The sequence below is a fragment of the Nocardia sp. NBC_01730 genome (assembly GCF_035920445.1).
Lineage (GTDB): Bacteria > Actinomycetota > Actinomycetes > Mycobacteriales > Mycobacteriaceae > Nocardia.
The window spans coordinates 8,571,893-8,585,850 of sequence record NZ_CP109162.1 but is presented as its reverse complement, the minus strand read 5'-3'; the positions used below and the strand labels follow the sequence as shown (position 1 = coordinate 8,585,850).

Here is a 13,958-nt window from a genome sequence, read left to right as displayed (position 1 = left end):
GGCGTGTCAGCCGACCGGCGCCGCCTTCTTCGCCACCCGCTTCGTGGTCTTGGCCGCCGTCGGCTCGACTGCCCGAGACTTGGCCGCGGTTGCCTTGGCCGGTGCCTTCTTCGCCGGGGCCTTCGGCGCGGACGACTGGGCAAGCACATCGCGCAGGAACTGACCGGTGTAGCTTTCCGCAACGGCCGCAATATCTTCCGGAGTTCCTTGGGCAACGATGGTGCCGCCGCCGGTACCACCCTCGGGACCCATATCGACCACCCAGTCGGAGGTCTTGATGACGTCCAGGTTGTGTTCGATGACGATCACGGTGTTGCCCTTGTCGACCAGACCGTTGATGACGCCGAGCAGCTTGCGGATGTCCTCGAAGTGCAGACCGGTGGTCGGCTCGTCGAGGATGTACACCGTGCGGCCGGTGGAGCGCTTCTGCAGCTCGGCGGCCAGCTTGACGCGCTGGGCCTCACCGCCGGAGAGGGTCGGCGCGCTCTGGCCGAGGCGCACGTAGCCGAGGCCGACATCCACCAGCGTCTTGAGGTAGCGGTGGATCGAGGTGACCGGCTCGAAGAACTCGGCGGCCTCTTCGATGGACATGTCGAGCACCTCGGCGATGGTCTTGCCCTTGTAGTGCACCTCGAGGGTTTCCCGGTTGTACCGGGCGCCGTGGCATACCTCGCACGGAACATAGACGTCCGGCAGGAAGTTCATTTCGATCTTCAGCGTGCCGTCACCGGAGCATGCCTCGCAGCGACCGCCCTTGACGTTGAACGAGAACCGGCCCGGCTGGTAGCCACGCACCTTCGCCTCGGTAGTGGCCGCGAATAAGGTCCGGATCTTGTCGAACACGCCGGTGTAGGTGGCCGGGTTCGAGCGTGGGGTGCGGCCGATCGGCGACTGGTCCACCTGCACCAGCTTGTCCAGGTGGTCGAGCCCGTTCACCCTGGTGTGTCTCCCCGGTACCTGCCGTGCGCCGTTGAGCCGATTCGCCAGCACCGTCGCCAGGATGTCATTGACCAGCGTCGACTTGCCCGACCCGGACACGCCCGTGACCGAGGTGACCACGCCGAGCGGAAAGCTGACATCGATGCCCTTCAGGTTGTGCTCGTTCGCCCCGACCACGGTGAGCTGCCGCTTCTTCGCAATCGGGCGGCGCACCAGCGGCACCTCGATCCGCTCGCGGCCCGAAAGATACGCGCCGGTCAGCGAATTCGGATCGGTGAGCAGCTCCTGGTAAGGCCCGCTGTGCACCACCATGCCGCCGTGCTCACCGGCCAACGGTCCGATATCGACCACCCAGTCCGAGGCGCGGATGGTGTCCTCGTCGTGCTCGACCACGATCAGCGTGTTGCCGAGATCGCGCAGCCGTGTGAGGGTTTCGATGAGCCTGCGGTTGTCGCGCTGGTGCAGGCCGATGGAAGGCTCATCGAGCACGTACAGCACGCCGACCAGGCCGGAACCGATCTGGGTGGCAAGCCGGATCCGCTGCGCCTCGCCGCCGGACAGCGTGGCCGCCGCGCGCGAGAGGCTCAGGTATTCCAGGCCGACGTCGAGGAGGAAGCCCAGCCGCGCCTGCACCTCCTTGAGCACCTGCCCGGCGATGGCGGCCTCGCGCTCCCCCAGGGTCAGCGAGTTCAGGAACTCCGAGCAATCGCCGATGGACAGCTCGCTGACGTCGGCGATGGACTTGTTGTCGCCGTTCGCGGCGATGGTGACCGCGAGAATCTCCGGACGGAGGCGGGCGCCGTTGCACACCGGGCATGGGATATCCCGCATGTACCCGTCGTAGTGCTCCTTCATCTGTTCGGAGTCGGTGTTCTCCATGCGCCGCTGCAGGAACGGCATCACGCCCTCGAAATCGGCGTAATAGGAGCGTTTGCGGCCGTAGCGGTTGGTGTAGGAGACGTGCACCTGGTCGGCGCTGCCCTCCAGTACCGCCTTGCGCGCTTTCAGCGGCAGGTCCTGCCACGGGGTATCCATGGAGAAGCCAATGGACTCGGCGAGGCCGGACAGCAGCCTGGTGAAGTACTCGGCGGTCTGGCCGCGCGACCACGGGGCGATCGCGCCCTCGTTCAGGCTCAGTGCCGGGTCGGGCACGACCAGGTCCGGGTCGACCTCCTTGCGGATGCCGAGGCCGGTGCAGTCCGGGCAGGCGCCGTAGGGCGAGTTGAACGAGAACGAGCGCGGTTCCAGGTCCTCGATGTCGAGCGGGTGACCGTTCGGGCAGGCCAGACGTTCGGAGAAACGGCGCTCCCGGTCGTGTGCGTGCTCGTCGCGGTCCACGAAGTCGAGCACCACGATGCCGTCGGCCAGCCGCAGCGCGGTCTCGATCGAATCGGTGAGGCGCTGCTTGGAATTCGGCTTCACCGCAAGGCGATCGACCACGACCTCGACGTCGTGCTTCTCCTGCTTCTTCAGTTTCGGCGGATCGGTGAGCGGATACACCACGCCGTCGACCCGGACGCGGGAATAGCCCTGTGTGTTCAGCTGGTCGAACAGGTCGACGAACTCACCCTTGCGGGTGCGCACCACCGGAGCGAGCACCTGGAACCGGATGCCTTCGGCCATGGCCAGCACCTGGTCGACGATCTGCTGCGGGGTCTGCTTGGCGATCAGTTCGCCACACACCGGGCAGTGCGGCGTGCCCGCCCGCGCGTAGAGCAGGCGCAGATAGTCGTACACCTCCGTGATGGTGCCGACGGTCGAGCGCGGGTTGCGGTTGGTGGACTTCTGGTCGATCGAGACCGCGGGCGAGAGGCCCTCGATGAAATCGACGTCGGGCTTGTCCATCTGACCGAGGAACTGCCGCGCGTAGGCCGACAACGATTCGACATAGCGCCGCTGGCCCTCCGCGAAGATCGTGTCGAAGGCCAGGCTCGATTTGCCGGAGCCGGACAAACCGGTGAACACGATGAGGCTGTCGCGGGGCAGTTCCAGATCGACCCCCTTCAGGTTGTGCTCCCGAGCTCCACGCACAGTGAGGCGTTCCGCCACAAGCCGTCCCTTCTCATTCGTGTTCAGTGTCCAGACATACCCCCGCCCGCCATGCTAAGCGTGGGCACCGACAGGTTTCGCGGACCGCCCGCCACCTCGATGAACGGCGGGAGCCGGGCCGCAGAAAGCGGCGGATTCAGCCGGGAGACAGGCCGGACGCCTCCGTAGGATCGCCCGCCCGGCGCCTCTGGTCAACAGCTCGGCACCGCCTGCCATTCCGACGGACTCGCCGCGCGGTCGTGCCGCGCCTGTTCCCAGCCACCCGATCACGCCGAGCCGAGGCGCCACCTGGTCACGCCGAGGCGGTGACGAGTGAAGCATGGTCAGGCCGCTCCGAGCACCACGACGGAATTGTTCCCGCCCATACCCAGCGAGAGCTTCGCGGTGATACCCCCCTCGAACGGGGCGGGGCCGTCCAGCAACCGCGGGTGAGCGGGCGCGACGATCGGTGCCGCGGGAATGACGCCGCGGTCGTAACCCAGCGCCGCCGCGGCCACCTCGACCGCGGCCGACGCGCCCTGGCAATGGCCAACCAGCGGTTTCAGCGCGTAGAGGTGCGGGCGGTCGGCGAACAGGTGCGCGACCAGATGACTTTCGGCCACATCGCACTGCCTGGTACCGCTGCCGTGGGCGTTGAAGTAGCTCACCTCCTCGGCGCTCACCCTCGCGTCGGCGAGCCCGCGACGGGCGCAGTCGAGGATCTGCTCGTGGCTCGGGTCGACGGAGACCACGTGGTAGGCATCGTTGGTCATGGCGCCGCCGAGCACTGCGGCGTAGGGCCGGTCCACCGAGCGGGTCAGGACGAAGGCGACCGAGGCCTCACCGATACTGAACCCGCGGCTGCCCTCCTGAAACGGCCGACACGCGTCCAGTGGTTCGGCGTCGGTGACCGCCGCACCGAGCCCGACGAAATGCTCCACCATGTCCGGGCTCGCGGACATGTCGGTGGCCACGCAGATCACGTCGTCGGCCAGTCCGGCGTTCAGCCAGAGCTTCGCGGTGATCAGCGCGACGTTGGCCGAACTGCACGCCGCGGACACGTTCATCGCCGGACCGTGGAAACCGAACTCCTGCAGTAGCACCGAGATCGGGGTGGACGGCAGCAGCCGAAGATAATCGCGGGAGCCGCGATGTCCGTGATCGACAACGTAGAAGTCGTGCCAGTTCGCCACGTCACCCAGCACGATCGCGTGCAGCAGCCCGACCGTTCGGCCCGGCCGCCAACCCCGGCTTCGCGCGTCCGCGATCGCCTCCCGCGCAGCGTCGTGCAAGGCACGCCCGTATCGGCTGGTGCTCACGTCGTGATCGCCGCCGTCGGGCACCAGCGACACCCAGGCATCCTCGTCCCGCTCCGCCCCGTAGCCGCTCTGTATGGACGCCGCCGACTTGCCGCTCAGCAAACCCTGCCACAGGATTTCCCGCCCCCAGCCGTACCCGGTCACCGCACCGAGCCCGGCGATGGTCATATGATCTTGATACACCGGTCTGTCGTTTCCGGACCGAATGGCGTTGGCGCCCGACATAGCATCGCTCCTTCACCGGCTCCCCGGAGCGACCAGCGGTCGGCCCGACTTCCGCGTGGGACCCGGTTTGTCATGATCACCAGACCGAACCGGACGAAGTGCCCGAAATGTGACCTGAGCAATCGCGTCGACGGTGTGATCTTGTACACGTCGATACCAGAATAATCCCGTGTTCCAATGGCCATAAGGGTCGACGATCGGGGGTTCGAGTGGGTGACGACATGGCAGCCGCCGCGGTTGACGCCGCCGAACAACTGGCCGAGCGCTACCGTTCCCTGGTCGAGCACACCCCCGACGGGATCTGTGTGCACGAGCGGGGCACAGTGGTCTACGTCAATCCGGCGACCATCCGCATGCTCGCCGCCGAGAGCGTCGACGAGGTGATCGGGCAACCGCTGACCAAGTTCGTCGATCCGGCCTCGATCCCCGCGATGCTGGACCGCATCAGCACCCTGACCACGGCGGGCGCCGCATCCGAGCCGACCGAGATGATGCTGAGGCGGGTCGACGGCGTCAGCATCCCTGTAGCGACCGTATCGGTGCTGACCGCCTGGCAGGACCACCTCGCCTACCAGGTGGTCATTCACGACCTCACCGCCCAGCGGCACGCCGAGGACGCGCAGCGCCGGGCCGAACAGTACTTCACCACGGTCGTCTCCCAGCTGGAGGAAGGCGTCGTGGTGATCGATCCGGAGGGGCAGATCGAATCGATGAATCCGGCGGCCAAGCGCATCTTCGGCACCGAAGGGCCCGACGAACAAGTGATCGGCCACACCATCCAGTCGCTGCCACTGGTACTGCTCGACGGGAATGCCCAGCCGCTGCCGCCGAGCCGCCACCCCATCGCGCGGACGCTGGCCACCGGCGAGACCATCACCGGCTATGTCTTCGGCGTCGACCGGGTGGACGGACAGCGGCTCTGGCTGTCCGGCAGCAGCCGCCTGCTCAACCCCGGCGATCCGCGCTCGTCGGCGGTCTCCTCCTTCGCCGATATCACCGAGTTCCGAGCCAGCAGGCGGCAGTTGGAGTACCAGGCCACGCACGATGGACTCACCGGGCTGGCCAACCGCTCGCTGATCCTGTCGCAGCTGGCGGCCGCGCTGGCCACCATCGAGGAGCTGCCGGTTTCCACCGTGCTGTTCATCGACCTGGACGGGTTCAAGTCGATCAACGACACCCTCGGGCACGCTATCGGCGACACCGTGCTGCAGATCGTCGCGCAGCGGCTGCAGCACGCGCTTCGCAGCGACGACATCGTCGGTCGACTCGGCGGCGACGAGTTCCTGGTCCTGCTGTCCGGCCGCACCCGCCAGGTCGACATCGACATGCTGGTCGCCCGGCTGCGCAACACCATGGCCGAGCCGATCGTCGCGCGGGGGCACCGCATCGAGGTGAACGCCTCAATCGGCGTCACCGCGCTGAAGATCGGCGACCGCCGCACCCCCGAGGCCGTGCTGCACGACGCGGACCTGGCGATGTACCGCGCCAAGCCGCCGGGACACCGCGATGGTGCCGTCGCCAAGGGCCAGAACAACACCCACGTGTCCTGACCGGGTGCCACTCATACGGCTGGTCGCACACTTCACCCTGGTGCGATTCGCCTGGCCTAGGAACGGGGCGCTCCGTGGGCATGACCTGCGGTTACGGCAAGCGTGCCGCGATCACAGTAGACTCGACAACTCTGTTTTCCGAGCGTTCACGTGCCCGTCCCGGGCACCGTGCTCCCAGCTCATCGCGGTGACAAGGAGTTAGTTTGCCCGACCTCACACAGGACCGTGCGGCATCCGCGGACACGGGCAACAACGAGCCGTTGTCAGCCCCTGAGGACGGGCACGAGCGGACCCGAGAGACCGAGCGGGAACAGGCCTACCTATCGGTGCTGTACGACCGGCTCGACGAAATGCGCGACTACGCGCGCAACCGATTGCGCACCGTACTGCTGGAAACCGGCGGCACCCCGCAGGCCCGCAGCGAGCGGGAGTCCTTCAGCCAGCTCTACACCGAGGACCTCGCGAAATACGATGCCGCGGAACACGGTCTGTGTTTCGGTCGCATCGACCTGGACGGCGAGCAGGAGGAGTACCGCTACATCGGCAGGCTTGGCATCCTCGACGAGAACGACGACTACGAGAGCCTGCTGCTGGACTGGCGCGCACCGCTGGCCCGTCCGTTCTACCTGGCCACCACCGCGACGCCGGACGGCGTGACCCGGCGCAGGCACATCCGGTCGCGCAACCGCACGGTCACCGCGATCAACGACGAGTACCTCGATCTGGACACCGCGCGCAGGGCGGGCGTCACCACCTCCGACGGCGGCGTCGGCAGCGAGAGCGCCCTGCTCGCGGCGCTCAACGCCGCCCGCACCGGCCACATGAACGACATCGTCGAGACCATCCAGCACGAGCAGGACGCCATCATCCGCTCGGAGCACAAGAGCGTGCTCGTCGTGCAAGGCGGTCCTGGCACCGGCAAGACCGCCGTCGCGCTGCACCGCGCCGCCTACCTGCTCTACACCTACCGCAGGCAGCTGGCCAAGAGCGGCGTGCTGATCATCGGACCGAACGCGACCTTCCTGGACTACATCGGCCAGGTACTCCCCTCACTCGGTGAGACCGGCGTGCTGCTGTCCACCATCGGCGACTTGTACCCGGGAGTGCGGGCGACCCGGGAGGATTCCCTGCGCGCCGGCGAGATCAAGGGCTCGCAGGCGATCATCGAGGTACTCAAGCAGGCGGTTCGTGACCGCCAGGAGGTACCCGCCGAACCGATCCTGCTGAGCTTCGACGGCTATCGAGTCACGTTGGACCGCAAGATCGTCACCAGGGCCCGCGGCCGCGCCCGTTCCTCGCGCAGGCCGCACAATTTGGCCAGGCCGATCTTCGCCGGTTCGGTGATCGATGCGCTGACCGACCAGCTCGCGCAGACCATGGGCGCCGACCTTTCCGGCGGCCCCAGCCTGCTCAGCTCGACCGACCTCACCGAGATCAGGGACGAGATGCGCGCCGACCAGGAGATCCAGTCCGCCATCGGCAGACTCTGGCCGATTCTGTCCCCGCAGGAGGTCCTCGCCGACCTGCTCGCCGCCCCCGAGCGGCTGGACCGGGTCGCGGCCGCGCTCGACCCCGCCGACCGTGCTGAGCTGGTTCGTCCGGACAACGGCACGTTCAGCGCGGCCGACGCGCCGCTGCTGGACGAGCTGGCCGAGTTGCTCGGCGTGGACGACGCCGAGGAGCGCGAGCGCGCCCGCCGCCGCTGGCGCGCCCAGCTCGCCGAGGCGCAGGACGCGCTGGACATCTTGACCGGCTCCGCGCCGCAGGACCTGGAAGACGAACTCGATCCCGAGATACTGATGGCCTACGACCTGATCGATGCGAGCCAGCTGGCCGAACGACAGGACGTCCGCACCCGCCAGACCACCGCGGAACGCGCCGCGGGCGATCGCACCTGGACCTATGGGCACGTCATCGTGGACGAGGCGCAGGAGCTGTCGGAGATGGCCTGGCGCATGGTGATGCGGCGAATCCCGAATCGGTGGATCACTGTGGTCGGCGATGTCGCGCAGACCGGCGACCCGGCGGGCACGTCGTCATGGCAGCGGATGCTGGAACCCTATGTCGCCGCACGGTGGAAGCTGACCGAGCTGACGGTCAACTACCGCACACCCGCCGAGATCATGGCCGTCGCCGCGGACGTGCTCGCCGCGATCGACCCGGCGGCGGTCGCGCCGCGCTCGGTCCGCGAGACCGGCACCGTGCCGCGCGCGTACCGGGTGGCTCCAGGCGACGTGCACGCGGAGGTCGCCCGGCTGGTCGCCGCCGAATCATCCGGGCCGGGCACCACAGCGGTGATCGCGCCGCACGCGCTGGTAGCTCGGCTGGACGACCTCACGGGCGAGTCGGTGCGGGTGCTCACCGTGCACGATGTGAAGGGCCTGGAGTTCGACGCCGTCTACCTGGTCGAGCCGCAGAGCATCCTCGACGAATCGCCGCGCGGACTCAACGACCTGTACGTCGCGCTCACCCGCGCCACGCAGCGGCTCGGCGTGGTGCACAGCGCGCAGCTACCGGACGTGCTCGGCAGGTTGTGCTGACGACTCACGCCGAAAAACGAAAGGCTCCGTGCCCCATCGCGGAACGCGACGAGGCACGGAGCCTTTCGTCGTAGCGGGGCTCAGCGCACGGTGTGCACGATCAGCACATCCGAGCGTGACTTGCGCGCCACGTCGGAGGGCACCGAGCCGAGCAGCCGGCCCGCCAAGGTGTTCAGCCCCCGGTTGCCGACCACGAGCAGGTCGGCCTCGACCTCCTTGACCAGCGCCAGCAACGACTCCACCGGCTCGCCGACGATGGAGCGCTCGATGATGTCCGCCGCGCCCGCGGCGATGGCCTTGTCCCGCGCGACGCGCAGGATCTCGTTGGTCGGGGCCGAACCCCGCACCTGGTAGGCCTCCTCCTTGAGGACATCGGTGGCAGCGGCGAGATCGCGATCATCGGTCGGGTAGTACGCGCAGGCCACGACCAGGGTCGCGGTGGAAATTCCAGCCAGAGCGGCGGCCTTCTCGACGGCGACATACGACGAGTCCGAGCCATCGGTTCCGACGACAATGGTCCGGTAGGCGGTCATTCTCTCCTCCAACTATGCGGTGGGTCGGGTGCTGCGTCCGATCTAGTCCCGGCAGATCGGGGCGTGGGCGCGGCGATTGGGCTCGACCATAGCGGCAAACGGTACGGAAATATCAGAAATCGCAATACATCACACTCGGGGTGTTCAACCATTCCTGCCACGGGTTCTCCGGCGAATGTCAGAAAGGCGCAACCAACCAGCGCCGAACCGATTTCGGCATCCGAAACCTGTGATTTCACACAATCGAGACGAACAGTGTTGCACCCGTGGGATATTCGTCACACAGTGCGGTCCATCGGACGAAGATCGGCCCGTACCACCGCGTGAGTCACGCACCGGGACGGGCCGATCGAGCTGGACCAGCGCGCCGCTACGGCCACTTCCGGTAGTTTGCCCAGAAAATGCCGAGAATCGCTCCGATGATGTCCATGCGTTCCTCTCCCCGCCGTAAAAGGACGTGCACTATTAGGCGGCAGGTCGGCCTAGAGGTTGAAAAGTGGGCCGGTGATGGTCAATCCGAGATCGTCGACATGCGCGAAGAACGCGAACAGCATCAGGGCGGCGCCCGCCAAGGCGACGTCCTTGTTGAACATGACCATCTCGCCCTGTTTGGTTTCCGCGTCGGTCTCCTTCCAGAACGGATGCATCAGGAAGGCAGTCGGCAGTAGCGACACCACCAGCAGCAGCGACCCGAGATCGGCCCACACGCCGAGAAGCACGCTCAGTCCGCCCAGTGCGAACACCGCGCCCGAGGCCAGCACGGCGTACTTCGCCATGGGGATCCCCCGACTCTGCGCATACCCCGCCATCGCCTCCGTCTGGGTGAAGTGCCCGATCGCGGAGCCCAGGAAGAGGAAAGCGAACAACACCCGTCCGATCAACACCACGACATCCATGTCCCACTCCTTGTCGGCTGATGGTCGATAGCGCAACTTTCGACTGCGTGCCCGGTTACCCATTCCCGGATCCGCCGCAGGATCACCGGAATCGATCCATACAGCAACTAATTACTGGTCGGCATGACCTTTGACGTTACCTCGTTACGTGAACGTAGCGAATTCTTGGCGTATTCCAGCGGAGCCATTCCGACCTCCGCGGTGAACTCACGCGAGAAGTGCGCCTGGTCGAAGTATCCCAGGTCGGCGGCCAGTGCGGCCAGGTCTTCGGTGCGGCCCTTGGCGAGCAGGTCGGCGCCGTCCTGCAACCGATAGCGGCGCAGTACCCATTTCGGCCCGGCACCGACGTAACGGCGGAACATGCGCTGCAGGGTGCGCGTAGGCACACCGAAGCGGTCGGTGATCTGGTCGACCCTGGTCAGCTCCAGATCGTTGGCCATCGCGTCGACAATGCGCAGCACCAGCCGGTAGGTCGGGTCGTCGACCGACGGCCTGCCCGCGAGGAACTCCTCGACGACGGCGCGGCGTTGCCCGTCGGTGGGCACATCGAGCACACGCTCGGCCAATCCCGCCGCCTCGGGCATGACGTCGGCGAGGTCGACGGAGTAGTCGCGAAACGAACCGACATCGAGTCCGGTGAACGCGCCGAAACCACCCGCCCGGAAGCGAATACCGAATGCTTCCCCGAGCCCGCTGAGCTCGCGGACGTATTTGGTGGTGCTCACCCCGTTCACGAATCCGCCGGTGCGTGAGTCGGATCGCTCGAAGGTGACGTTCACGCTCGGATACGACAGCACCTCGGCGCGATACGGCGCTCTGCCGCGCAGATCCCAGTGCACTGACCAGTACCACTCGACATAGCGGTCCATTGCCGGACTCGGGACCAACCGGGCCAGCGATCGGTGCTTGGCCTGTTCGTCCGGGTGCAGGATGCCTTTGGTATCGGCGGGCACGGCCGGATTGCGGGCCCGCCCTGGCTCGGCGGCAGGCGATTCAGCGCGGCCGGGCACGGTGTCGCTTTCTTACAAGACCCGCAAACCACGAGCGGCAAGGGTTGATGCCATGACGAACACAGTGAACCCCATTGCCGACGGCTACCACTCGATCACCTGCTTCCTCGCGGTCGGCGACGGCAACAAGGCCATTGATTTCTACACCGCCGTCTTCGGAGCCGAGGTGCTCAGCCGCAATGATCTGCCTGACGGTCAGCCCGCGCACGCGGAGTTGAAGTTCGGTGACTCGACTCTGCAGATGGGCATGCCCATCCCGGACAACGGCGTGCTCGCCCCGAACGGCGAGTGGGTGCACACCTCGATCGTGCACTACTGCCCCGATGTCGACGCGGTCGTGCGGCGCGCCGTAGAACACGGCGCCCGCCATGTCGAAGAGCCGCAGACCTTCGTCACCGGCGACCGCTTCGGCGTGATCATCGATCCGTTCGGCCACCGCTGGGCGGTGCTCACCAAGGTAGAGGAGGTCTCCCGCGAGGAGGCCGAGCGCCGGGTGAACGAGTGGATGGCCGCCAAGGCCTGACGACCCCGCTGCCTCCGCGGCCACACGGTGCCCGGTCCGCGGAGGCAGAGCCGTTACGGCACAGCTCAACTCAACCCGGCGGCATCCATGCCGCGCAGCTCCTTCTTCAGGTCCGCGATTTCGTCGCGCAACCGGCCGGCGAGTTCGAACTGCAACTCCCTGGCCGCGTTCATCATCTGCGCCGTGAGTTCCTTGACCAGATCGGCGAGTTCGGCGCGCGGCATCGACTTGACGTCGCGGCCCTCGTACACCCCCGCGCTCACGGCCCGGCCCGGCTCACCCTGGGCACGGCGGCCGCGGCTGGCATTACGACCGGAACCGCCGACCTCGACCTCGGTCTCGTCGGCTTCTCGGTACACCTGGTCGAGGATGTCGGCGATCTTCTTGCGCAACGGTTTCGGGTCGATGCCCATTTCCTCGTTGTAGGCGACCTGCTTGGCGCGACGGCGTTCGGTCTCATCGATGGCGAACTGCATCGAATCGGTGATCTTGTCGGCGTACATGTGCACTTCGCCGGAGACGTTGCGCGCCGCCCGGCCGATCGTCTGGATCAGCGCGGTGGTGCTGCGCAGGAAGCCTTCCTTGTCCGCGTCGAGGATCGCCACCAGCGACACCTCGGGCAGGTCGAGACCCTCGCGGAGCAGGTTGATGCCCACCAGCACGTCGTACTCGCCGAGCCGCAGCTGCCGCAGCAACTCGACGCGACGCAGGGTGTCGATCTCGGAGTGCAGGTAGCGCACCCGGATGCCGAGTCCGAGCAGATAGTCGGTGAGGTCCTCGGACATTTTCTTGGTGAGCGTGGTGACCAGTACCCGCTCGTCGCGCTCGGTGCGCTCCTTGATCTCGTGGATCAGGTCGTCGATCTGGCCCTTGGTCGGCTTCACCACGACTTTGGGGTCGACCAGGCCCGTCGGCCGGATGACCTGCTCGACCACTTCGCCACCGGTCTGCCCCAGCTCGTACGGGCCGGGAGTGGCCGACAGATACACCGCCTGCCCGATCCGGTCAGCGAACTCCTCCCAGGTGAGCGGTCGGTTGTCCACCGCGGACGGCAGCCGGAAGCCGTACTCCACCAGGTTGCGCTTGCGGGACATGTCGCCCTCGTACATGCCGCCGATCTGCGGGACGGTGTTGTGCGACTCGTCGATAACGAGCAGGAAATCCTCGGGGAAGTAGTCCAGCAGTGTCGCGGGAGCCGAGCCGACCGGGCGCCCGTCGATGTGGCGCGAGTAGTTCTCGATGCCGGAGCAGAACCCCACCTGCCGGATCATCTCCAGGTCGTACTGGGTGCGCATGCGCAGCCGCTGCGCCTCGAGCAGCTTACCCTGGCGCTCCAGCTCGGCGAGCCGCTCCGCCAGCTCGGCCTCGATGTCGCGCACCGCGCGCTCCATCCGATCCGGACCCGCCACATAGTGGGTGGCCGGGAAGATGCGCAGCATGTCGACTCGGCGGACCACGTCGCCGGTGAGCGGGTGCAGATAGTACAGCGCATCGATCTCGTCACCGAAGAACTCGATGCGGATCGCGAGTTCCTCATAGGAAGGGATGATCTCCACGGTGTCGCCGCGCACGCGGAACGAGCCGCGGGTGAACGCCATGTCGTTGCGCGTGTACTGCACGTCGACCAGCAGCCGCAGCAACGCGTCGCGGTCCACCTCGGTGCCAACCTCCAGCTGCACCGAACGGTCCAGATACGACTGCGGTGTGCCGAGGCCATAGATGCACGACACGGAGGCGACCACCACAACGTCGCGCCGGGACAGCAGGTTGGAGGTCGCCGAGTGGCGCAGGCGCTCGACGTCGTCGTTGATCGAGCTGTCCTTCTCGATGTAGGTGTCGGTCTGCGCGATGTACGCCTCGGGCTGGTAGTAGTCGTAATACGAGACGAAGTATTCGACGGAGTTGTTGGGCAGCATCTCGCGCAGCTCGTTGGCCAGCTGGGCCGCGAGGGTCTTGTTCGGCGCCATTACCAGCGCGGGCCGCTGCAGCCGCTCGATCAGCCATGCCGTGGTGGCCGACTTGCCGGTGCCGGTGGCGCCGAGCAGCACCACGTCGCGCTCGCCCGCTCTGATCCTGCGCTCCAGCTCCTCGATCGCGGCAGGCTGGTCGCCCGCCGGCTGATGTTCGCTGACCACCTGGAACCGGCCGTCGACGCGCTCGATCTCGCCGACGGGACGGAACTCCGAGTGCGCGAGCGGCGGCTCGCCCGCGGCCCTGCCCTCGTAGCCCTCCGCCGGAATCTCGGTTGCGAATGCCATGCTCATCAGCCTAGGCCCAGCCACCGACAGATTTCGCGGCCCGTGCGACGGCGGCCCGTGCGACGGATCACGGCCGCCGCATCGGCTCGATACGGACGCCGCGGCGAGGCCGTCGGAAACGGCGACCACCGGGTGCC

9 protein-coding genes are annotated in these 13,958 nt (G+C 67.0%); 3 read left to right on the top strand and 6 right to left on the bottom strand.

All coding sequences use genetic code 11. The features are described from left to right. Positions 1 to 6: 6 nt before the first annotated feature. Both uvrA and OHB12_RS35545 read right to left on the bottom strand, forming a co-directional pair. Complete coding sequence (gene uvrA, locus OHB12_RS35550) at positions 7 to 2,988, bottom strand: excinuclease ABC subunit UvrA (RefSeq protein ID WP_327114792.1); 2,982 nt, start codon at positions 2,986 to 2,988, stop codon at positions 7 to 9. Between the two features lie 323 nt (positions 2,989 to 3,311). Further along, positions 3,312 to 4,454: a beta-ketoacyl synthase N-terminal-like domain-containing protein gene (locus tag OHB12_RS35545; RefSeq protein WP_327114790.1), complete on the bottom strand. Its 1,143-nt coding sequence runs from the start codon at positions 4,452 to 4,454 to the stop codon at positions 3,312 to 3,314. A gap of 278 nt (positions 4,455 to 4,732) precedes the next feature. On the opposite strand from OHB12_RS35545, the gene OHB12_RS35540 reads away from it, so the two are divergent. Further along, positions 4,733 to 6,061 carry a diguanylate cyclase domain-containing protein gene (locus OHB12_RS35540; protein ID WP_327114788.1) on the top strand — a complete coding sequence of 443 codons (1,329 nt, stop codon included), beginning with the start codon at positions 4,733 to 4,735 and terminating at the stop codon, positions 6,059 to 6,061. 260 nt (positions 6,062 to 6,321) lie between these two features. Next, positions 6,322 to 8,601, top strand: coding sequence for a HelD family protein (locus OHB12_RS35535; RefSeq protein WP_327121781.1), 2,280 nt, complete (start codon positions 6,322 to 6,324; stop codon positions 8,599 to 8,601). An 80-nt stretch (positions 8,602 to 8,681) separates the two neighbouring features. Here the strand turns inward: OHB12_RS35535 and OHB12_RS35530 are convergent, their stop codons facing one another. The 3 genes from OHB12_RS35530 to OHB12_RS35520 all read right to left on the bottom strand — a co-directional run bounded on the left by OHB12_RS35530 (position 8,682) and on the right by OHB12_RS35520 (position 11,040). Further along, positions 8,682 to 9,134 (bottom strand): universal stress protein, encoded by a 453-nt coding sequence (locus tag OHB12_RS35530; RefSeq protein WP_327114787.1) that lies wholly within the window; start codon positions 9,132 to 9,134, stop codon positions 8,682 to 8,684. Positions 9,135 to 9,616: 482 nt separating this feature from the next. Further along, entirely contained in the window at positions 9,617 to 10,030 is a 414-nt protein-coding gene (locus OHB12_RS35525; protein ID WP_327114785.1) for a DoxX family protein, read from the bottom strand. A gap of 107 nt (positions 10,031 to 10,137) precedes the next feature. Next, complete coding sequence (locus OHB12_RS35520) at positions 10,138 to 11,040, bottom strand: helix-turn-helix domain-containing protein (protein ID WP_327114783.1); 903 nt, start codon at positions 11,038 to 11,040, stop codon at positions 10,138 to 10,140. Between the two features lie 52 nt (positions 11,041 to 11,092). Between OHB12_RS35520 and OHB12_RS35515 the strand changes: the two genes are divergently transcribed. Then, positions 11,093 to 11,563: a VOC family protein gene (locus OHB12_RS35515; protein WP_327114781.1), complete on the top strand. Its 471-nt coding sequence runs from the start codon at positions 11,093 to 11,095 to the stop codon at positions 11,561 to 11,563. A 65-nt stretch (positions 11,564 to 11,628) separates the two neighbouring features. Here OHB12_RS35515 and uvrB read toward each other — a convergent pair whose 3' ends face one another. Beyond that, a complete protein-coding gene (uvrB, locus tag OHB12_RS35510; protein WP_327114779.1) occupies positions 11,629 to 13,821 on the bottom strand; it encodes an excinuclease ABC subunit UvrB in 2,193 nt (730 codons plus the stop codon). Between the last annotated feature and the right edge of the window lie 137 nt (positions 13,822 to 13,958).

What these genes read in the sequence shown, in the direction of transcription:
- OHB12_RS35540 (WP_327114788.1), top strand. Translation starts at nt 4,733, where the DNA reads ATGGCAGCCGCCGCGGTTGACGCCGCCGAACAACTGGCCGAGCGCTAC.
- uvrB (WP_327114779.1), bottom strand. Translation starts at nt 13,821, where the DNA reads ATGGCATTCGCAACCGAGATTCCGGCGGAGGGCTACGAGGGCAGGGCC.
- OHB12_RS35525 (WP_327114785.1), bottom strand. Translation starts at nt 10,030, where the DNA reads ATGGATGTCGTGGTGTTGATCGGACGGGTGTTGTTCGCTTTCCTCTTC.
- OHB12_RS35515 (WP_327114781.1), top strand. Translation starts at nt 11,093, where the DNA reads ATGACGAACACAGTGAACCCCATTGCCGACGGCTACCACTCGATCACC.
- OHB12_RS35545 (WP_327114790.1), bottom strand. Translation starts at nt 4,454, where the DNA reads ATGACCATCGCCGGGCTCGGTGCGGTGACCGGGTACGGCTGGGGGCGG.
- OHB12_RS35530 (WP_327114787.1), bottom strand. Translation starts at nt 9,134, where the DNA reads ATGACCGCCTACCGGACCATTGTCGTCGGAACCGATGGCTCGGACTCG.